This is a genomic window from Pseudomonas sp. O39 (genome assembly GCF_045447295.1).
GTDB lineage: Bacteria > Pseudomonadota > Gammaproteobacteria > Pseudomonadales > Pseudomonadaceae > Aquipseudomonas > Aquipseudomonas antarctica_A.
In genome coordinates this window covers 172,881-194,857 of sequence record NZ_JBJGXV010000009.1, presented here as the reverse complement: position 1 = coordinate 194,857, position 21,977 = coordinate 172,881, and the positions used below count along the sequence as shown (strand labels likewise).

The 21,977-nt window shown below is 61.1% G+C and carries 14 protein-coding genes and 1 pseudogene; 8 read left to right on the top strand and 7 right to left on the bottom strand.

All coding sequences use genetic code 11. The annotated features are described in order from the left end of the window. Nucleotides 1-191 precede the first annotated feature (191 nt). Nucleotides 192-1,055 carry a universal stress protein gene (locus tag ACI77D_RS15125; RefSeq protein WP_407016915.1) on the bottom strand — a complete coding sequence of 288 codons (864 nt, stop codon included), beginning with the start codon at nt 1,053-1,055 and terminating at the stop codon, nt 192-194. Nucleotides 1,056-1,212: 157 nt separating this feature from the next. Between ACI77D_RS15125 and ACI77D_RS15120 the strand changes: the two genes are divergently transcribed. After that, entirely contained in the window at nt 1,213-1,815 is a 603-nt protein-coding gene (locus tag ACI77D_RS15120; RefSeq protein WP_407016914.1) for a tRNA-(ms[2]io[6]A)-hydroxylase, read from the top strand. Here the strand turns inward: ACI77D_RS15120 and ACI77D_RS15115 are convergent. Beyond that, a complete protein-coding gene (locus ACI77D_RS15115; protein ID WP_407016913.1) occupies nt 1,771-2,970 on the bottom strand; it encodes an MFS transporter in 1,200 nt (399 codons plus the stop codon). The genes ACI77D_RS15120 and ACI77D_RS15115 overlap by 45 nt on opposite strands. Before the next feature lie 157 nt (nt 2,971-3,127). Here ACI77D_RS15115 and ACI77D_RS15110 point away from each other — a divergent pair, with 157 nt between their 5' ends. Together ACI77D_RS15110 and ACI77D_RS15105 are read left to right on the top strand one after the other, a co-directional pair. Continuing rightward, nucleotides 3,128-3,835: a response regulator gene (locus ACI77D_RS15110; protein ID WP_064452672.1), complete on the top strand. Its 708-nt coding sequence runs from the start codon at nt 3,128-3,130 to the stop codon at nt 3,833-3,835. Then, nucleotides 3,836-5,113, top strand: coding sequence for an ATP-binding protein (locus ACI77D_RS15105; RefSeq protein WP_064452671.1), 1,278 nt, complete (start codon nt 3,836-3,838; stop codon nt 5,111-5,113). Between the two features lie 149 nt (nt 5,114-5,262). On the opposite strand, the gene ACI77D_RS15100 is transcribed toward ACI77D_RS15105, so the two are convergent. From ACI77D_RS15100 to ampC, 5 genes and pseudogenes are all read right to left on the bottom strand, one after another. Further along, complete coding sequence (locus ACI77D_RS15100; protein WP_407016912.1) at nt 5,263-6,054, bottom strand: MipA/OmpV family protein; 792 nt, start codon at nt 6,052-6,054, stop codon at nt 5,263-5,265. A 17-nt stretch (nt 6,055-6,071) separates the two neighbouring features. Continuing rightward, entirely contained in the window at nt 6,072-7,895 is a 1,824-nt protein-coding gene (locus tag ACI77D_RS15095; RefSeq protein WP_262664930.1) for a serine hydrolase, read from the bottom strand. Between the two features lie 94 nt (nt 7,896-7,989). Continuing rightward, nucleotides 7,990-8,478 (bottom strand): GFA family protein, encoded by a 489-nt coding sequence (locus tag ACI77D_RS15090; RefSeq protein ID WP_064452668.1) that lies wholly within the window; start codon nt 8,476-8,478, stop codon nt 7,990-7,992. Between the two features lie 32 nt (nt 8,479-8,510). After that, nucleotides 8,511-9,199, bottom strand: a pseudogene (locus ACI77D_RS15085) (LysR family transcriptional regulator). Between the two features lie 129 nt (nt 9,200-9,328). Continuing rightward, nucleotides 9,329-10,471, bottom strand: coding sequence for a class C beta-lactamase (gene ampC / locus ACI77D_RS15080; RefSeq protein ID WP_407016911.1), 1,143 nt, complete (start codon nt 10,469-10,471; stop codon nt 9,329-9,331). A 132-nt stretch (nt 10,472-10,603) separates the two neighbouring features. On the opposite strand from ampC, the gene ACI77D_RS15075 reads away from it, so the two are divergent. The 5 genes from ACI77D_RS15075 (at nt 10,604) to ACI77D_RS15055 (ending at nt 21,974) form a co-directional block, all read left to right on the top strand. Beyond that, entirely contained in the window at nt 10,604-11,482 is an 879-nt protein-coding gene (locus ACI77D_RS15075) for a LysR family transcriptional regulator (RefSeq protein ID WP_407016910.1), read from the top strand. 74 nt (nt 11,483-11,556) lie between these two features. After that, nucleotides 11,557-12,741: a DUF2252 domain-containing protein gene (locus ACI77D_RS15070; protein WP_064452665.1), complete on the top strand. Its 1,185-nt coding sequence runs from the start codon at nt 11,557-11,559 to the stop codon at nt 12,739-12,741. Between the two features lie 365 nt (nt 12,742-13,106). Continuing rightward, nucleotides 13,107-14,819, top strand: coding sequence for a ShlB/FhaC/HecB family hemolysin secretion/activation protein (locus ACI77D_RS15065; protein WP_064452664.1), 1,713 nt, complete (start codon nt 13,107-13,109; stop codon nt 14,817-14,819). 30 nt (nt 14,820-14,849) lie between these two features. Beyond that, a complete protein-coding gene (locus tag ACI77D_RS15060; protein WP_407016909.1) occupies nt 14,850-17,576 on the top strand; it encodes a filamentous hemagglutinin N-terminal domain-containing protein in 2,727 nt (908 codons plus the stop codon). Nucleotides 17,577-17,585: 9 nt separating this feature from the next. Further along, complete coding sequence (locus ACI77D_RS15055; RefSeq protein ID WP_407016920.1) at nt 17,586-21,974, top strand: beta strand repeat-containing protein; 4,389 nt, start codon at nt 17,586-17,588, stop codon at nt 21,972-21,974. Nucleotides 21,975-21,977 lie beyond the last annotated feature (3 nt).

Below are 21,977 nucleotides of genomic sequence, written 5' to 3'. Positions count from 1 at the left end.
TACTTTGGGGCTTTTCCAAAGTGACTCGCCGTAAGGGCGGAACCCATGTCAGCCGTGACCCAAACAACGGATATGTAATCAGCGCCCCCAACAACCACAGCACTCAACCCGTAAAAAAATGTGTAGATACCTATGGCTGTCGCAGGCAAGCCAGCTCCCACAAGGGCGCCTCATTGTCTGAAGGATTTGTTTCAGGCTTTGTTCGCCAGCTCCTCCAGGTGATCCATCAGCTCCTGCGGCTTGAGCACCAGCACATCGCCTTCCACCGCATCCAGCACCACTTCCGCCGTATTGCCGATCAACGCCCCTGAAATACCCGTGCGCGCCACGGTGCCGATGATGGTCACCGCGGCCTGCAAGGTATGTGCAGCATGTGGGATCAATACATCGGCCGGACCTTCTTCGATATGCAGGTGCGCGTCATCCACGTCGAACTCGGCCTGGAACGCCTTGCACTGCTCGCGATAGCGCGCCTCAATGGTTTCCTTGAGCTGGAATGTGGGATCTGCCGCCGACAACATCGGCGACGGATGGGCGCTGATCACGTGCAATTGCGCCTTGGCCAGGCGTGCAATGTCGAAGCCATGGTCGATGATGGTGTTGTGCAACGCCTGGTGTTCGCTGTCACGGTTGCCCACATCAATTGCCGCCAGCACGACCTTGTCGGCCCAGGGCGTTGACGTTTTCACCAGCAGCACCGGGCTGGGGCAGTAGCGCAGCAATTTCCAGTCCGCCGGCGTCAGCAGGGCCTTTTTCAGCGGGCTGTCCGCGAAGTGTTGCTTGATCACCAGGCCACAGCCCTCGGCCTGCTGCACATCGATGATGGTTTCGTGCAGGCTGTCATTCCACGCTTGCTCGGTGGTCACGCTGTAGCCGTCTTCGTGCAAGCCGGACTTGAGCAGGCTCAGCATCGCCGAATGCTCGTGTTTTTTGTCGCAGACCAGCAAATGCAGGTGCGCGCCGGTTACCCCGGCGATCAACTTGGCGCGCTTGAGGGCCAGGCTTTCCGAATGCTCGGGCTCGATGACCACGAGGATGCTGCGGATGGCTTGCATGGACGGATCTCCAGAGACGGAAAAAGAGGGGCCTGGGACAACTATAGTTGCTGCCCGCCAGACGTCATGTTGATGCACATCAAAGCCTGCGGCTGGTGGTCTGCAGCGGGGTCGGTATAATCGGCGCCCTTTTGTGATCCTTTTGCCCGTGAGCCCGATGAACCTGCCCGAAATCCACGAATTCCTCGGCTGCCGCACCCCCGACGCCTGGGTCCAGGCCGCGTTGGCCGATCAGGAAACCCTGCTGATCGACCACAGGAACTGCGAATTCAAAGCTGCCAGTACCGCCTTGAGCCTGATCGCCAAGTACCACGCCCATGTTGACCTGATCACTATGATGTCGCGCCTGGCCCGCGAAGAACTGGTGCACCACGAACAAGTGATGCGCCTGATCAAAAAGCGCAAGATCGAACTGCGCCAACTGCACGCCGGCCGTTATGCCTCGGGTTTGCGCAAAGTGGTGCGCAGCCACGAGCCGGTCAAACTGGTGGATACGCTGGTGGTCGGCGCCTTTATCGAAGCGCGCAGTTGCGAGCGTTTCGAAGCCTTGGTGCCGCATTTGGACGACGAACTCGGTAAGTTCTATTTCGGTTTGCTCAAAAGCGAAGCGCGGCACTTTCAGGGTTACCTGAAGCTGGCGTACCAGTACGGTGACGCCAAGGACATCGCTCAGGTGATTGAGCGGGTAAGGGCAGCCGAGCAGGAGCTCATCGAATCACCCGACGTCGAGTTCCGCTTTCACAGTGGCGTGCCAGCCTGAAGCCACGGCCACGCCAATCAGTGCGGTGATGCCGGCTAACAGCAGGATCACCGTCTGCGTGCCCAAAGGTGCGGCCAGCACGGCAATCGCCAGGCCCGCCAGCGGCTGGGCCAGGTTGTTCAATAATGTGATAACGCCCACCGTCTTGCCAAAGTCCTGTACCGGAATCACCCGCTGACGGGTGCTGCGCAGGTACACGTTGAACATCTTGTCGAAGCCGGTGACCAGCAGGAAACCGGCCGTGTAGGCCCCAACCCCGGGGCTGATGGCCGTGATCAACGCGCCCACGGCAATCATCGAATACGACAGCCCGCCCACTACCTTCAACGGCAGTGTGGCGCGTGCCAGGTAAAACAGAATGCCGATCGTCACCACCGCGCCCGCCGCCTGCAGCAAGGCATAGGCATCCTTGCCCGCTGCAAACTGGCCGGTGACCATCGCCGCCGAAGTCGCCAGCGTCACACCGATGATCAGGTTCACACCCACTGCCAACGTGATGATGCGCTTCAATTCCACCAGGTTGCAGATATGCCCGAATGCGACGCGCAGGGGGTGCAGCCAGATATCGTGATGCTGTTCATGACGCTCTAAATTCACCGTGGTGTTGCGCTGCCACACCCGCATCGCCAGGTCCGCCAGCACAAACAGCCCGGCAATCCCGATGACCACCCAATGCCAGGGCCAGACCTCCAGCATCAGTGCCGCTACCAACGGCCCCAATACCAGGCCGCTCTGGTCGGCGATTTGCGAGTAGGACAACGTTTTGGCGTAGGTGTAGTGCTTGAAGATATGCGGCATGACCACTTCCCGCGCCATGATGCCCTGGGTGGTCAACACGCCGCACAGCGCAGACAGGATCACCAGCCAGTAAATACCGTCGAACACCCCGTACAGCGCCACCGCCACCACGCACGCCAGCGCCCGGTAAACCTGGCTGATATGCAGAATGCGCACGGGTGAAAACTTGTCGCACAAGGCGCCGCACACCGGGAACGCCAGGTAACGCGGCAGTGATTCGACAAAGAATGCCAGCCCCGCCCATGAAACACTCTGGGTGGTCTGGAACACGATCAATGGCACGATAAACAATAGAATCTGGTCGGCCAGCCGCGACAGGAACAGCGAAACAAAAAACGCCAGGTAATCCTTGCGCATACAACTCCCTGTGAATGGCGTTAAAGATTGCGGGGTATTTGTTAAAAACTCTTAAAAGCATGAAGCTTCGTCGGCCCGTAATGGCCGGTTGCTTCTGTTGTTCAGCTTGCCACCTATAATGCCCGCACTTCAATCCGCGCATCCACACTGAGAATTTATGGAAAACCTGGGTCTGGGCAAGGTCCTGCTCGTTGAGGACGATGAAAAGCTGGCAGGGCTGATCGCGCATTTCCTGTCACAACACGGTTTCGAGGTGCGCGTTGTGCACCGAGGCGATCAGGCCCTGGCGGCATTCCTCGACTTCAAGCCGAAGATCGTCGTGCTCGACCTGATGTTACCCGGCCAGAGCGGCCTGCACGTGTGCCGCGAGATTCGTAATGTATCCGACACGCCCATCGTGATCCTGACCGCCAAGGAAGATGACCTGGACCATATTCTGGGCCTGGAGTCCGGGGCCGACGACTATGTGATCAAACCGATCAAACCGCCGGTATTGCTGGCACGCTTGCGCGCCCTGCAACGCCGCCAGGTGCCCGAGCCCACCGTGCGTGGTTCACTGGAGTTTGGCCGGTTGTCGATTGATCGCAGTTGCCGGGTGGTCAGCCTGGGCGATGAGAAGATCGACCTCACCACCATGGAATTCGAGTTGCTGTGGTTGTTGGCCAGCAGCTCGGGGAAAATCCTCTCCCGCGACGACATTCTCAACCGCATGCGCGGTATTGCCTTCGACGGCCTTAACCGCAGCGTCGACGTTTACATCAGCAAATTGCGCGGCAAGCTCAACGACAATCCTCGTGAGCCGGTGTGCATCAAGACTATTTGGGGCAAGGGTTACCTGTTCAATCCGTTTGCGTGGGAGGTTTAGATGCTGCGCCTGTTTCTGCGCCTGTATGTGATTCTGGCGCTCGGTTTGGCGGGGGCGATCTGGTTGGTCAACTACACCTTCGACGAGTTATTGCCCGAGGCCAACGAAGTGTATAACCGCGAAGCCCTGCGCGGCCCGGCTTACGGGCTGGTGGAGCAACTGCGGCCTCTGCAAGGGCCGGCCCGGGACGCTCGCCTGGCAGAGCTTCAACCCCATTACGGGTTGCGCCTTAAGTTGGTGTTGCGCGATAGCCTGGCGCTGGATGAGCGCGAGCAAAAACTCCTGGCGGACGGCCAACTGGTGGTGCGTGGGGACTTTATGGAGTTCATCACCAATATTGACGACGGCCCGCAGTTGCTGGACATCAAGTTGCCCGAAGAGCCCAAATGGTTGTACCTGTGGGCCTATGGTTTCCTGGGGGTGAGCCTGGCGATCGTGTTGTATTTCTGGGTACGCCCGCACTGGCGCGACCTGGAGCATATTCGCCTGGCTGCGCAACGCTTTGGCGACAACGACCTGGCGTCGCGCATCCTGCTGCCGCGCCGCTCCACGGTGCGTGAGCTGGCCGGGCACTTCAACCAGATGGCCGAGCGCATTGAAAGCCTGATCGCCAACCAGCGTGAACTGACCAACGCCGTCTCCCACGAGTTGCGCACGCCGATTGCGCGCTTGTCGTTTGAACTCGATCAACTCAAACAACAGGCCGACCCGCGCCAGAGCCGCGCGCTGATCGCCGACATGTATGCCGACCTGGGCGAACTGGAAGAAATGGTCTCCGAACTGCTCACCTACGCCAGCCTGGAGCGCGGTGCCACCCAGGTCACCCGGGAAAATATCGAGGCCCACAGTTGGCTCGACAGTGTCATCGGCAGCGTGGCCCTGGAGGCCGAAGCGGCGGGGGTGCAGCTGACGTTGCGCACGTGCGAGGTCGACTTTATCCAGATCGAACCGCGCTTTATGGCCCGCGCGGTGATCAACCTGCTGCGCAACGCCATTCGTTATGCCGAGCGTCGTGTGGAAGTGTCGCTGGTCAAGTTCGGCAGCGGTTACGCGGTGCAGGTCAATGACGATGGCCCGGGTGTGCCGTTGGACGGCCGCGCCAAGATCTTCGAGCCTTTCCTGCGTCTGGACACCAGCCGCGACCGCCGCACGGGTGGGTTCGGCTTGGGCCTGGCGCTGGTAAAACGGGTCAGCCAGTGGCACGGCGGGCAGGTGGAAGTGCTGGATTCGGAGTGGGGCGGGGCGTCGTTCCGGATGACGTGGGCGTATGCCGAGTAAGGCTTGACGCAAGCAGGGTGTTGGTCTGTTAACCGATTCAGTGTGGGCGCTGGCTTGCCGGCGATAAAGGACTGTCAGCTAACATTTGTATAGCTGACACACTGTCATCGCAGGCAAGCCAGCGCCCACATTTTTATCGGGCTACCCGATCAGAACGTGTATTCCACAACCCCCATCAGCGACGTCTGCAACCGTCGCTCCACAATCGGGCTTATGCCCGCCTCATCTGCCAGGTATTGCACATCCAGCAAGGTCGAGAACTGGGTGTGCTCACTGATCGGCAGGCTCCACACCAGGTTCATGCCATTGCTGATATTGCCCGCACCGGCCTTGTATGCCTTGAACCGGCTTTGCGCGGCCTGGCCGGTGGTCACGCCGTACCAGGTCTGCAGGTAATTACGGTCGCCGAAGTGGCTGCTGAGGCCAGCATCGACGGAGCCGAAGCGGCCCTCATAAAGCGTGGTTCCCAGGTTCAGTTCCAGGTGGGTGTAAGCCTTGCCGGTGTCCTTGTGGTCATCTTCCTTGAGCGCGTGTTCCAGGGTCGCGCCGACTATCACACCGCCCAGGTTGTAGGCCGCACTCACGCCCAATTGCGCGCGTGACTTGATCTCGCCCAGGCCTTTGAGGCGGTTGGAACCGGCATGCAAACTTTGGTTTTTATCCTTGCGTGAGGCGCTGGCACCCACATAGGCGCTAAAACTCAGGGCATTGCCTTCGTAACCCCAGCCCAAGCCCTTGCTCGTATCGAGGAAGATCCCCCAAGGGCTGACGATTTCGCCGCCCAGCACTGGCGCGGTCATGCGTTCGTCGCTGCCGCTGTAGCGTGGCGCGTTGGCCACGCCGGCCTTGAGGCTGTATTGCCAGTCTTCGGCAATCGCGGTGTCGGCGGCGGCGAGCAGGCACAGCGAGGTGAATGACAGGCACAGGTTTTTTGAGCGCATCAGGCGGTTCTTCCGTGTTAGAAATTCAAGAGGTTGTGGGGCGATTGCGTGCGTTTGAAGGAGTAGCCCGAAGCGCTGAGGCCGTTGACCTGGCGGCTCACGGTGTCGCCCAGGCCGTAGCCATTGCCGGCCAGCACGGCGTGGGCGTTGTCGACCGGGAGGAGGATGTAGTCGGTCAGCGGCTCGTTGTGCAATTGGCCGCGAATCACCAGGAAGCCTTCTTCGAGGCGCACGCTGATACCGCTCAGCGGTGCATCGGGCTCATGGGTGTTAAGCACCTGGTAGGTGCCGATGGTGTCGGCCCAGGCCACTGGCAAAGGCGGCGGTTCGATGCGCTCGCCGATGGCAAGGCGCTGGCCGTGGCTACGGGCAGTGAGCATCTGGCGACCTTGCACCGTGACCACGTCCAACTGCACGCGGCCCAGTTCGCCGAGGTCCTTGAGCCAGACGCCGAGGACTTTTTTCTGCGCGCGCAGCCAGCCGTGCTCATCGCGCAACAATTCGAAGTCGAACCCGGCCAGCTCGCCGGATAGCCGATTATTGTCATCCTTGATCCGGAACACTCCCCAGGCCGTGGCATAAAAGCCGGCCAGACGCTTGCGGTCGATGGCGGCCGGCACGTGACGCAACTTGAGCCCATGGTTGGGTGCCTGGCAGTCGTCGGCGCAGATGGATTGGCCGGTTTGCGCCTGGAGCATCAGGCGCAGCGTCTCGGTGGCCATTCGGGCGACCAGTTCTTCGGCGTTGCCGTCATTGGCCATGATGATCACCGCCAATTGCTGGTCCGGCAGCACGCTCAACTGCGCCGCAAAATCGTCGCCGCCGCCACTGTGCTGATAGGTGCGCACACCGGGCCCGATCGGTTCATCGCCGCACGGCGCCAAAAACCAGCCCAGGCCCATCTGGCAATCGAAATCCAGGGCATTGCCGGTGTTTTGCTGGGTGAACATCTCATCAATCGATGCGCTGCCCAACACGCGATGACCTTTATAGAGGCCTTGGGCGAACAGCATCCGCACGTAGTGGCTGAGGTCTTTGGGGCTTGCCCATAAGCCCCCGGCGGCGAGGTCCCGGACGTGTGCATCGGTACTCGCCACACCGTCTTCGTAGCCCAACGCGCGGAAGCTCAACTGCGTACCGGTGCCGACAAAACTCGACTGGTTCATCTCCAGTGGCTTGAGCAGGCTGCTTTGCAATTGCGCTTCGAAACTTTTGCCGCTGCTGCGTTCAATGGCGGCGCCGACCAACGAATAACCCAGGTTGGAATAGGCGACTTGCGAGCCCGGCGGGCTGCTCAGCCAAACGCCGGATACGCGCATCGGCATCTGGCCCATGGCGAAAGTGCTGCGCACGTCACGCAGGTGTTCGCTGGGCAAACCGGACTGGTGGCTGAGCAAGCGGCGCAGGGTGATATCGCGGTCGGCGGCCGCCTGGTCGCTGTGAAAGCGCGAGCGCACGTGGAACTCGCGCAGCGTCTGCTGGATCGGCGCATCCAGCGCCAGGCGCTGTTGCTCGACCAGTTGCAGCGCCGCCGTGGCCGTGAGCAGTTTGGCGATGCCGCCGGCGCGAAACGCCGTGTTGGGTGTCACCGGCACACCTTGGGCCTTGTCGGCCACGCCGAACCCGCGCGCCCAGATCAGCTCCTGGCCATTGACCAGCGCAATCGACAGGCCGGGTACGTTCTCACGTGCCATTTCCTGGGGAATGCGGGTTTGCAGGTAACGAATGATCGCGCCGTAATCGCCTTTGGGAATCGGCGGCGGGGCAGGCGGTTGCACATGGCAACCGATACTGCCGAGCAGGCAACCCAATAGCGGAATACCGCGCAATGTGCGAAACATGAAGAGCACCCGGATGGTGGTTTGGATGCTCGAATGCTAGGGCGCCGCTGGCCAACAATCTTTGAGAGCTTTGTCGGGAAACTGTCAAAGACTGTTAACGCGTTAGCCCTAATCGCTCATGCCACTGGGCAATGGACTCTTCGGGGTATTCATCGAACTGTACGTCGCCTTTTCGCACGCTGACTTCGACCCATGGGGCCTTGGAACCGAGCATCAAATGCGTGTGTTGCGGCGGTACCGGCAACGGCGTGTCGATGGCCGACGCGAAGGGGTGGATCAGTTCCGGCCACTCTGGGCTGAACAGCCACAGGGCGCTGCCGCATTGCGAGCAGAAATGCCGTTCGGCAGTGCTTGCATGGGCGCGGCTGGCGCCGTCCGGCTTGAGGCGGGCGTGGTAGATCGAAATGTGTTTGCGACCTTGAACCTTCAGGCTTTGCGTATCACCGGCCAGGTTGATCGCATAACCGCCGCCGCCCTGGGTCTTGCGGCAGATCGAGCAGTAGCAGCGTTGGTAGGGGTAGGGGTGCTGGCTGGTCAGGCTGAACGTGACGGCGCCGCAATGGCAGGACCCTTCAAGTTGCATGGGAGTCTCCTCTGGCAAGGTGACTGTTGAGCTTAGGCGCTTTGCGGCATCAATGTGCTAATCAACGCCCGGAGGGTGCCTGGCAGCGTTTCCAGTTCACGCGCCAGGATACTGCGTTCGCGAATGGTCCAGGGCTCGTCCAGCTTCACCGAGGGCTGATTGGCCAGCGGGTGGTCTACCGGGACCATTAACACCCGCTCATCCGTGCTGAAGTGCAGCACCTGCAAGCCCGCGGCTTCTAACGGCTCGGCAATGATGCCCATGTCACTGGTGCCATCCAGCACGCCGCGCACGATATCGCGGGACAGGCGTTTCTTGCAGGTCGACGGTCACGCCCGGGCGCTGGGACAAAAAGCCCGCCAGCACCCCCCGGCAGAAACGCGGTCACCGCCGTGGTGTTGGCAAAGATGCGGATATGCCCCGCGGAGTCCACGCCGTACTGGGTGAATTCGCTTTTCAGGTAATCCACCTGGCGCATGATCAGCCGCGCAGGGTGCAGCAACCGATCGCCCGCCGGGGTGATTTCCACGCCACGGCTGTCGCGGTAGAACAGGCGCGTATCCAGTTGGCCTTCCAGTGCCTTGATCCGCGCACTGGCAGCGGCCGGCGAGTGAAACGCACGCTTGGCGCCCTGGCTCAGGCTGGGGGATTCGGCGATATGGATAAACAGGCGCAGGTCGGCGAGATCGAAGTGCTTGGCGGCTTCGGTGTGTACACGAATCTCATCACAATAAAGATCCAAGTGTGGGAGCGGGCTTGCTCGCGAATACGGTGTATCAGCCACAGATGTGTTGACTGACACGCCGCTTTCGCGAGCAAGCCCACTCCCACATTTGGTTTTTGCCAGGCGTTAGTGGTCCAACGCGCTCAAGATCGTATAGGCCAACTTGACCCGCTCAGCATTCGGGTAGTTCTTGTTTGCCAGAATCACCACACCCATGTCCTTGCTCGGCACGTACACCACGTACGCCCCAAAACCACCGGTTGAGCCGGTTTTGTTGTAGAGCACATTGGCCGGCTGCGGTTGTGCGGGTGTCAGCCAATTGACCTTGTGCGGCTCCATTGCCATTGGCGTGGAGTTGCCGTCCAGCAATGCGTTCAGCGTGATCGGGTAGGGGTAGCGTTCCCAACCCAGGCCCTGGGTCATGCCGTTCACGGTGTAGTAACCGGCGTGAGTCGCTGCGATGGCTTGTTGCAGCGGCTTTTCCAGGGTTTGCGGGTGCATGTTCACCATCACGTAGTGAGCCAGGTCCTGGGTGCTGGTCTTGATGCCGTAGGCTTCGCTGTCGAGTGCGCCAGGGCTCACGCGCACGGGTTTCTGGAGCTTGTCATAGCCTTGGGCGTACTGGCCGGATTTGTCGGCGGGCACGCTGACGTGGGTGTTGGTCAAGCCCAGTTTCGGCAGCAGGGTTTTCTGCATGGCCACGTTGAACGGCTGGCCAAGGCTTTGCGCCGAGAGGTAGCCGAACAGCCCGATGCTCGGGTTGGAATACAGGCGTTGCGCGCCCGGTGCGTAAGTCGGTTTCCAATGCTGGAAGTAGCCCAGCATGTTCTCGGCGCTGTCGGCGGCGTCGGGAAACTGCAGGGGCAAGCCGCCTGGCGTGTAGGTCGCCAGTTGCAGCAGGCTGATCTGGTCGAAGGCGCTGCCGGCCAGTGCGGACAGGTGCTCGCTGGCCTTGTCCGAGAGCTTGAGCTTGCCGGTCGCCTGGGCATAGCCGCCGAGGGTGGCGGTGAAGGTTTTGCTCACTGAACCGATTTCAAACAGGGTGTCCTCGGTCACCGGCTGTTGTGTGTCTTTGTTCGCTACGCCGTAGTTAAAGTATTGCGCCTTGCCTTTGTTGACCACGGCGATGGACAGGCCGGGGATGCCTTGTTGTTGCATCAAAGGTACGACGCTGGTGTCGACGACCTGGCGAATATCGGCGTCTGCCATGCAGGTGCCGGAGCCGAGCAATAAGGCCGATATCAGTATTTTTTGTAGTGTGTGGTTCATGGTGGTTCGCTTCCCAATAAATGATGCTCTGACAATCGAGGCCTGCGCAGGCGCCGCAAATCTAAGTGGATTTTGCCCCTTCGACAAACGATGATATCTCGCACCAGCCATTAGAAAAATTTGGGGTAAGCCATGCTGCGTTCCCACTTGCCGCTCAATGCCCTGCGTGCATTCGAGGCGTCGGCCCGTCACTTGAGCTTTACCCGGGCAGCCATTGAGCTGTGTGTGACCCAGGCGGCGGTGAGCCATCAGGTCAAAAGCCTGGAAGCCCAACTGAATGTCACCTTGTTCAAGCGCCTGCCACGCGGCTTGATGCTGACCAGTGAGGGCGAAACCCTGCTGCCGGTGTTGCGCGAGTCCTTCGACCGTATTGCACATACCTTAGGCCAGTTCGAGGGCGGGCATTACCGCGAAGTGCTCACCGTGGGCGCGGTCGGCACTTTTGCCGTCGGCTGGTTGTTGCCGCGCCTGCCGGAGTTCCAGAGCCGCTATCCGTTTATCGACCTGCGACTGTCTACGCACAACAACCGCGTCGACGTGGCCGCCGAAGGTCTGGATTACGCTATTCGTTTTGGCGCAGGCGCTTGGCATGGCACCGAGGCCTGCCAACTGCTGGAAGCGTCGTTGACGGTATTGTGCGTGCCTGCACTCGCCGAGCAATTACACACACCTGCCGATGTGCTCAAACATACCTTGCTGCGCTCCTACCGCGCCGATGAGTGGAACCTGTGGTTCCAGGCCGCCGGGCTGCCGGCCGACACCCTGATACCGCGCAATATCGTGTTCGACTCCTCACTGGCAATGATGGAGGCAGCCTTGCAAGGCATCGGCGTGGCGCTGGCGCCAGCGATGATGTTCTCGCGGCAACTGGCGACGGATGTGATTCGCCAGCCGTTCGATGTGGGCATCACCACTGGCAGTTATTGGCTGACGCGCTTGCAGTCGCGGGCTGAAACCTCGGCAATGCAAGCGTTTAAAAGTTGGTTGACCGAGTGTGCACAACAGCAGTGAGATTTTTCCTTGAAACAAAATGAAACATTCTCGACGGGCTACCCTCTACTGTCTCCCTCGTCACGAGTTCACCCATGAAAACCCCGCGTCCCTCCGATCGCATGCCCCACCTCACGCAATTGCGCAACTTGAAGATGGCGCGTTCCGCCCACGCCTACGTGCGTGGCAGCACGGTGCAGTTCTATGAATGGCTGCACAGTCTCCCTGGCCGCCGTTTGCCCCACGGCCCGGCGATCTGGATTTGTGGTGATTGTCACGCGGGCAACTTGGGGCCTACCGGCGACAACAAGGGCCGTATTGACATGCATATACGTGACCTTGACCAGACCGTGATCGGCAACCCGGCCCACGACCTGGTGCGTCTGGCCTTATCCCTGGCCACCGCCGCGCGCGGCTCGGACCTGCCGGGGGTGACCACCGCGCGCATGCTCGAAGAAATGATGGTGGGCTACGAGCAAGCCTTCAAAGACGAACCCGACGAAGTGCCGCCACGCCCCTCCCAGGTCAAGGCCGGCATGCGCAGCGCGGTGGAGCGCACCTGGAAAAACCTGGCGCGTGAACGCATCGAAAATGCACGGCCGACGATTCCACTGGGCAAGCATTTCTGGTCGTTGTCGCGGGCAGAGAAGAGCGCCCTGCAAACGCTCTGCGCCTCCGATGAGCTTCATCAGTTGGTCACCTCACTCAAAGGCCGGCCCAAAGACGCCAAGGTTGAGCTGCTGGACTCGGCTTATTGGGTCAAGGGTTGCAGCTCCTTGGGCTTGTTGCGCTATGCGGCGCTGCTGGGCGTAGGCGACAAGGACGATCAGGAATATTGCCTGATCGACATCAAGGAAGCCGTCGGCGCTGCCGCACCCCGCGCAGCGCGGGCCAAGATGCCCCGCGACAATGGCCGGCGTGTGGTGGAAGGCGCCCGCCAGCTGTCACCGGGCCTGGGTGGGCGCATGATCGCGACGCGTTTTCTCGACCATGGTTTTTTCATCCGTGAATTGCTGCCCCAGGACATGAAGCTGGAGCTGGACGAACTCAGCGAAACCGACGCCATGCACGCCGCCGGATACCTGGCCCGCGTAGTCGGCATTGCCCACGCACGGCAGATGGACCGCGAGACGCGCAAGGACTGGATGGCAACATTGCAGGAAAACCGCTCTAAACAACTGGATGCACCGTCGTGGTTATGGACCAGTGTGGTGCAGTTGGTCGGCAGCCATGAGCAGGGTTATCTCAACCATTGTCGGCGGTATGCGTTGGAGCACTAACGACGCTAAGGCGTCGCACTGGAACACATTAGGGTGTTCCAGTGGATGCCCTTCATCACTTGAAGTTGAGGTGCCGCAACGGCGGAATGTGAGAGTAACTTTGTTACTGTTTGTGTTTTTTAAGACGTTTCGCGCAAATCCTAGGCGATCTCCTATTTAAATTTTTATTATTTTGTGAGTGTCAAGTGCTTGTCATTTGCCGTTCATCTGAATTAGTAATGGTTGTTTAAAGTGATAAATTAAAAAAGTGATTATAAATCAATAGCTTAATAAATATTCTAACGTAAATATCACGGTTGCCAGAATCTTGGCATGCTCCAGGTTCGATGATAGCTTGCCGCCATTGTTTTTCGACGGAACGAAATATGTACCTGCTCACGCCATGGACTCGGCCATTACTGTGCCTGACGTTATTGTGCCTTAGTGCCCCTGACAGCGCCTTTGCCGCGACCAATCCTGGTGACCAGGACTTGATTCGCGACCGGCAAAACCGCCTGTTGGAAGAACAACAACGGCGTCTTGAAGAACTCAAGGACCTGCCTGGCAAAGAGGTAAACCCGGTGGCTCCCGCCGGCCCGGTGGACACCCGCTGTTTCCCCATCCAGCACATCGAACTCAAAGGTGCCGACAGCCTTTCTGGCGTTGAGCGCGAGCGCCTGCTCAAGTCCTATGTTGATCAGTGCCTGGGCGTTTCCCAGCTCAATCAACTACTCAAGCGCGTTACCGACTATTACATCGTCAAAGGCCTGGTCACCAGCCGCGCCTACTTGCCGCAGCAAGACCTGTCCAGTGGTCGTCTGCAAGTCTTGGTAGTGGAGGGCAAACTTGAAGGCGTAAAAGGCGCCGACAACAGCAAGCTGTCCGATCGCGAACTGGCCATGGCCTTTCCCGGCAACAACGGTGACTTGCTCAACCTGCGAGAAGTCGAGCAAGCCATCGATCAGCTTAATCGCTTGCCTTCCAACCAGGCACAAATGGAACTGACGCCGGGCAGTGCTGTTGGCGGCAGTACCGTGTTGGTCAAGAACAACCCGCAAAAACCTTGGCGTGCCAGCCTGTCGCGCAATAACGATGGGCAGCGCAGCACCGGCGAGCAGCAGTGGGGCACCGGCTTTGAGTGGGATAGCCCGCTGGGCCTGGCTGATCAACTGGTGCTGCGCGGCGGCCACGACGCCATCAGCGACCACCAGAAAACCTCAAAAAACGCGATGCTCTACTACAACGTGCCGTGGGGTTGGTGGAACTTCAGTTACAGCTACAACCAGAGCGATTACCGCTCAGTGGCCAAAGGCGACGGCTTTGACTTCAAGCAAACCGGCGACAGCCAAAACCACCAGTTGCGCGCCGAGCGCGTGATCCACCGCGACGCCCTGAGCAAAACCTCGGTGAACGTTGGCCTGGCCCACCTGCGCACCAACAACTACATCAACGACAACCACCTCAAAGAGAGCAGCAATCGCCTCAGTGAGTTGCAGTTGGGCATCAACCATGGGCGCCGCATTGGCAGCGCCTTCGTCAACCTCGACGTCGGTATGCAGAACGGCACCGGCGCCTTCGACGCCCAGGGCAATCACAACCCGGGGCCTGGCGTGCCGGACGCGCGCTACCGCAAATACACCGCCACCGTCAGCTACCTGCAACCGTTCAAGCTGTGGGGCGAGTCGTTCAGTTTTATCAGCCTGGCCACCGGCCAACGCAGTGAAGACGTGTTGTTCAGCCCCCAGCGCATGAGCCTCGGTGGCGCCTCATCGGTACGCGGTTTCAAAGACCAGCAGCTCAATGGCGACAGCGGCGGCTATTGGCGCAATGACCTGCGCTGGAGCCGCCCGGTGACGCTCGACTGGCTGCGCCCGGTGTTCGGCGAATACGGCGCCAGTGTCGGCTATGACCAAGGTGTTATCCGTAACGCTCGCTACAACCGGGAAGTGCATGGCCGGGTGTCGAGCAATTCGTTTGAGCTGTTCGCCCGTGGCCAGCACGTTAGCACCAGCGTGACCTTTGCCCACTCGCTGGAACGACCGGCCGCGCTGCTTGACCGCGAAGCGCCGATCTACTTTCGCATGGATTTTTTCCTCTAATTCAACGCCCAGTTGCATCGAGAATTTGAAATGGATGTTCGCCAGTTTGCCTTCCTCGCTCGCCAGCCTTCTGCTGCCCTGAAACGCCGTGACTCGTTCATCGGCCTGCCCAAACGCGGGCTGGCGCTGATCCTGGCCAATGCATTGTTCTGGCAGCCGTTGTTGGCCAATGCCGAAGGCATCGTGGTCAGCGCCCCGGGCACCAGCCTGGGCGCGGCGGGCAATGGCGTGCCGATCGTAAACATCGCAGCACCCAATGGCAGTGGCTTGTCCCACAACCAGTTCAAGGACTACAACGTCGGCACCAATGGCGTGATCCTAAACAACGCCACCGACCGCACCCAATCGACCCAACTGGGCGGGATTATCCTCGGCAACCCGAACCTGCAAGGCCGCGCCGCCAACATCATCCTCAACGAAGTCAACGGCGGCAGCCCCAGCCAATTGCGCGGCTACACCGAAGTGGCGGGGCAGTCGGCCAAGGTTATCGTGGCCAACCCGTACGGCATCACCTGCAGCGGCTGCGGTTTCATCAACACCCCGAATGTGACCCTGACCACCGGCAAACCGGTGCTCGACAACGGCCGTCTGGACCGTTACCAGGTCGATGGCGGCGCCGTGACCATCGACGGCCAGGGCTTGAACGCCAGTAATGTCGACCGTTTCGAAATCATCACCCGTTCGGCCAAGATCAATGCCCAGATCAACGCGCGCAACTTGACCGTGGTCGCCGGGCGCAACGACGTTAACGCGCAGACCTTGAATGCGACGGCGCGTGCCGATGACGGCAGCGCCAAGCCGGAACTGGCGATCGACTCGTCGGCATTGGGCGGCATGTACGCCGGTGCGATCAAACTGGTGGGCACCGAAGCCGGCGTGGGCGTGAAACTCGACGGCACACTGGCGGCCAGCGGCGGCGATATCCAACTGGATGCCAATGGGCATTTGAGCCTGGCGCAGACCGCCGCCACCGGCAACATCAAGGTCACCGCACAGAGCGTCAACCTGACCGACAAGGTCTACGCCGGCAGCAGCGTGCAGGTCACCAGCGCCCAAGGCCTGGTCAACCAGAAAAGCCTCGCCGCCCGCGACAGCGTCACCCTGGCCAGCACTGGCCAGGTCACCAACACCGGGATTATCGAGGCTGGCGTCAACGCCGATGAAACGCGCAATACCAACGGCGATGTCAGCGTGTCCGCGGGCAGCCTTAAAAATACCCAAAGTGTGGTTGCCAGCCGCACCCTGACGGTGACGGCTGCACACAACCTCGACAACCAGAACGCGACGTTGAGCGGCGCGAGCGCGGTGGTCAGCGCAGGCCAAGTGGATAACTGTGGCGGTCGGGTGCTGGGCACGGCATCCCTCAAGGTCAATGCCACGGGCCTGGATAACCGCGCCGGTGGTGTGTTGCACAGCGACAACAGCACCGACGTCACGGCGGCGACCCTGCAAAACCAGAACGGCCGCGTGATCGGCCTCAATTCCCTGACGCTCATTGCCGGGCAAGTGGGCAATGAAAACGGCTTGCTGGCCAGCCAACAACAGGCCCACGTAACCGCCGGCCTACTGAGCAACCAGGCAGGCGAAATCTCCGCCAACCAAACCACCGTTACCGCCACGACCCTGGATAACCGCGCCGGCAAACTGCTGGGCGCCAACCTCACTGTGCTCGCCAGCGGCGCCATCGACAACCGCCTGGGGATCTTCTCGGCCACCAGCCTGCTGACCGTGCAGGCGGCCAGCCTGGACAACAGCGGCCAAGGCACTGTCGCCAGCCAGGGCAACCTGACCGCGAACATTGCCGGGCTGTTTGATAACCACAATCAAGGCAACCTGATCAGCCAGGGCGCGCAACAGGTTAGCGTCGGCCAACTCAACAACGCTCAGGCCGGGCTGGTATCGAGTAAAAACACCTTGGTACTGCACGGCGATACGCTCGCCAACCAGGGCGGCCTGGTGATTGCCGACGGGGCGATGACCCTTACCGGCGGTAGCGTCGACAACAGCCAGCAGGGCGTGATCAGCAGCAAGGCCAACACCCGCATCGAACTGGCCAGCCTGAACAACGGCACTGGCGGCCGACTGAGCAGCGACGGCGGCCTGACCCTCAGCGCCAGTCAAATCGAAAACGGCGCCGGGCGGATCAGCGCCAAGGGCGACCTGCTGGCAACCGTCGGCGTGCTCAACCAACAAGCTGGCGAATTAGTCAGCGAAGGCGTGCTGAGTTTTACCGGTACCGCCCTGGATAACCGTAACGGCGGCCTCATCGCCGCCACCCGTGGCGTAGACCTGTACAGCCCGAGCATTCTCAACCAGCAGGGTGAAATCTCCAGCCAGGCCCGCGTGCGGCTGGGTGCCGATCAACTCACCAACAGTGGCGGCAAGGTCATTGGTGACGGCGGCCTGGTACTGACCGTGCAACGCCTGCTCAACCAGAACAAAGGCCTGTTGGCGGCGCGCCAAAGCCTGCAATTGAACGGCGGGCAACTGGACAACAGCCTGGGCGGGCGGGTCATCAGCCAAACGGGCGTGAACATCAACCTGAGCGGCGATCTGCTTAACCAAGGGCAGGGCGTGTTACTCAGTGACGGCGCGTTAACGCTCAATGCCCGCACGCTGAACAACAGCCAGGCCGGTGTGATCAGTGCCAAACAACAGCTTGACCTGCGCAGCGCGGGCCTTAACAACAGCCAGCGCGGCAGTATCAGCAGTGACGCCGGGATCCTGCTTAAAACCGGGCAACTGGACAACAGCTAGCAAGGCTCGATCTTCGCCAAGTCCACGCTGCAGGCAAACCTCGCCGGGCTGGACCAGCATGACCGCGGCGAACTGGTCAGCAATACCAGCATCGACCTGGACCTGAACCACGGGCAACTGATCAACCGTGACCACGGCCTGATTGCCACCCCTGGCCAATTACTGCTGCGCAACCTCGGCAGCGTCGACAACAGCCAGGGCGGCGAGCTTTCCAGCACGCAATCATTCCTGTTGGCGGCCGACACGCTGAATAACCGTGGCGGCAAAGTCATCAGTGGCGACAGCTTGCAGGTGCGTATTGCCCAGGCGCTGGATAATAGCGTCGAGGGCGTGGTGTCGGCCAAGAACCTCTTGCAGGTGGAGGCGGGCAGCCTTAACAACCAGGCCGGTGGCGCGATTGCCAGCCGTGGCGCTTTGGACCTCAAGGTCGCTGGCGCCCTGGACAACCGTAATCAGGGCCTGATCAGCGCTGCGACCACGTTGGATGCAACGGCGGGCGCATTGAACAACAGCGACAAAGGCCGGCTCTCGGCCGGCACCCGCCAAACCCTCAGCACCGGCGCGCTGGATAACAGCCAGGGCGGGCAACTGGTCAGTGATGGCAACCTCACGCTGACGGCGGCCGATGTGAGCAACCGCAACGGCGTGATTGGCAGCCAACAGGCCTTGAGCCTGAACGTCGCTAACCTCGACAACACCGCAGGCCTGATCAACAGCCAGGGCGACCTCAGCCTGGCGGGGCAGCATGTGGACTCAAGCCTTGGCGGTGAAGTCTCGGCCAAGGGCAACCTGCAACTTGTGGTGCAACAGCTGATCCAGCGCCAGGGCCGCCTGATCGGCGAACGCGCCGTGGCCATCGACCTGCAAGGCGGCGACCTCGACAACAGCGCCGGCCTGATCAGCGCCAAAGGGCCGCTGAGCTTTGCGCGCCTGGCTAACCTCACCAACCGCGAACAAGGCGAAATCTCCAGCAATATCGGGTTCAGCGTGGCGGCCCAGCGTATCGACAACAGTGATCGCGGGGTCATCCTTAGCACCGATCAACTGCGTGTCGAGGCGAACACCCTGATCAACGCCAACAAGGGCCTGATCTCCGGCTGGAACGGTTTGACCGTGGCCGGCGGCAGCCTCGACAACAGCGTCGAAGGCACGCTGTCGAGCAAAAACGGCAGCTTGCAAGCCAACCTCAGCGGCGCCCTCGATAACCACGCGGCGGGCGCCCTGGTGAGCCAGGGCCTGCAAACCCTCAGCGCGGCGAGCCTCAACAACGCCCAAGGCATCATCTCCAGTCAGGGCGATGTGGGCCTCAGCATTGCCGGGCGCCTGGATAACAGCAACAACGGCTTGATTTCCTCCAGCCAATTGCTGGGCTTCAACCACGCCCAAAGCCAGATCCTCAACCGTGGTGGCCAGATCAGCGCGGCCAACATCAACCTGATCGGCCAGAGCCTGGACAACAGCGCCGGCCAACTGATCAGCCAGGGCAGCCTGCAAGGTACCCTCAGCGGTGCGCTGATCAACGCCAACACCGCGCGCCTGGCCAGTGGCGGCGCGTTGCTGCTGAACGCCGCCAGCCTCGACAACCGTGGCGGCCAACTGGTCAGCCAAAACCGGCTCGACCTGACCCTCGCCAGCGGCGATTTGAACAACAGTGGCAAAGGCACCCTCGCCAGCCAGCAAGACCTGCTGATCAAACTGCTGACCGGTGACGTCAACAACCAGCAAGACGGCCTGATCTACAGCCAGAAGGGCAAGCTGGAACTTGCCGCACGCACCCTCGATAACCAGCAGGGCACCTTACAAAGCCAGACCGACAACCTGCTGCGTCTGAGCGGCGCCCTCAACAACCAGGGCGGTCGAGTCGACAGCCTCAGCGGCAACCTGGACCTGAACGCGGCCAACGTGGCCAACACCAGCGGCGGCATCCTCAACAGCGGCAAAGGCTGGATCAAACTGGTCAGCGGCCTGTTCGACAACGGCGGCGGCATCACCCAGGCGCAATCGCTGGATATCGACGCCAATGGCGGTGTGCTCAACCACCTGGGGCACCTGTCCGCCCTGGGCGGTGAAAACCGCATTGTCACCAGCAGCCTGAATAACCAGGGCGGCGGCGTGTATGCCAACACCTTGCTCAAGGTCACCGCCGCAGACTTCGATAACCAGGGCACGGCGGCCAACAATGGCGGCAAGGTCGGCGCCCGCAGCATCGACTTCGGCCTCACCGGCACCCTGAGCAACCGCTTTGGCCTGATCGAAAGTGACGACACCCTGCGCCTTGCCGCACAAATCCTCAACAACGCCGGTGGCAACCTGCGCGCCATGGGCCGCGCGGGCAACACCGATATCAACGTGGCGGGCCTGTTCGATAACCGCTCCGGTGCGCTGGAAAGTGCCAACGAAAATCTCAACCTGCAAGCCGGCAACCTCGACAACAACGGTGGCCGTATCGTGCACACCGGCAGCGGCAAATTCGACCTGACGTCTGATCAAGTCACCCGTGCCGGCGGCAGCTTTGTCACCAACGGCCAGTTGGACATCAAGGCAGCGAGCTGGACCAACAGCAGCGTGATCCAGGCCGGGCGCTTGAACCTCGACATCGGCCAATTCACCCAGACCGCCAACGGCCAATTGTTGGGCGCACAAAGCCTGACCGGCACGGGCGACACCTGGACCAACGACGGCCTGCTGGCGAGTGACGGCAGCCTCAACCTCACGCTCAGCGGCGGCTACAGCGGCAACGGCCGGGTCAGCAGCCTCGGCGCCATGACCCTCACCAGCGCCAGCATGGACCTGGGCGAAAACGCCCGCATTGCCGGCGGCGCGGTCACCCAGGTCAACAGCAGCACCCTGAACAACCACGGGCGCCTGACCGCCCTCGGCGACCTCACGGTAAACGCCACCACCCTGAACAACTACGGCACCTTGGGCGGCGCGGAAAAAGTCCGCCTCAACGCCACCCACCTGCTCAACGACAGGGGCCTGCTGTTCAGCGGCAACGACATGACCTTGCGCGCCAACGATGTGCGCAACAGCTACGGCGACTTCTACAGCCTCGGCGGCCTGGACATAGCCCGCGACGATGCGGGCGCGCGCAGCAGCCTGATCGAAAACCTCTCCGGCAGCCTGGAAAGTGCCGGCAACATGCGCCTGCTGGCCGACACCCTGAGCAACCGCCGCGACCAGTTCAGCACGGAAAAGAAACTGGTCTCGGGCAACCTCAATATCTATTCCAACGACTTCTGCAAAGGCAAAGGCTGCGAGCTGTACTTCACCTCCGTAGAGAAATACGAAGACGTGCTGGTCGGCAGCTCGGCCTCGGCGTTCATCAACGCCGGTGGTGACCTGACCGTCGGCAGCCAGACCTTCGATAACCTCTACAGCTCGGTGTCTGCCGCCAAGAACATCCTGATCAACACCGACGTGCTGACCAACCGTGGCGCGGCCGGCGGCGAAGAAGTGCACCTGAACTCGGGCTTTTATACCCGTGACCGCAGCTTCTACAACACCTTCATGGAGCGCCAGAACCAGTTCAACGTCTATAACAACCCCAACTCCGGCGACTACCGCCCAGGTGAAATGACCCTGGCCAAGATCATGGCCGGCATCGGTAACTTCTACGAAACCAGCACCTACGTGGTGCCGACCGCCGGCAGCGTTATTGCCCAAGCGGTGATTCAGGCGGCTGGATCGGTGACGGTCAACGCCACGCAAAAAATCGACAACAGCGTGATTCGCCCCAACGCCACCGACATCAAGGCCCCGGCGCAAAACCACAACACCAACTCCGACGTGTTCGCCTCCACGGTGAAACCGGCGATTACCGCGCAACTGCCGCCAGACCTGGCCCAGCGCCAAGTCAACCCGGCCATCTTGCCCGGCTTCAGCCTGCCCACCGGCCAGAACGGCCTGTTCCGTTTGAGCGGCCAACAGGCCAAGGCAGACAGCGCCGCCAGCGCCTCCACGGGCATTGGCGACTTCAGCGTCGGCGGCCGCCAGATTGCCGACAAAGACCGCGAAAAACCGCTGGACTACAGCGCCGTGCAAGAGCGTGGTTTCAGCGTCGATGGCCAGCCACTCAGCGGCGCGGTCACTGGCCAGGGCCCGCTGAACCTGGACAGCCGCGCGCCGTCGGTAACCCGCGTGCAAGGGTTGCCGCAAATCGCCGCGGTCGACAACAGCCACAAATACCTGATCGAAACCAACCCGGCGCTCACCGATCTCAAGCAGTTCATGAGCTCCGATTACCTGCTGGGCAAACTGGGCTACAACCCTGATACCGCCTGGAAACGCCTGGGCGATGGTCTCTATGAGCAACGCCTGATCCGCGAAGCCGTGGTGGCCCGCACTGGCCAGCGCTACATCGACGGCATCGCCAGTGACGACGCGTTGTTCCGTTAACTG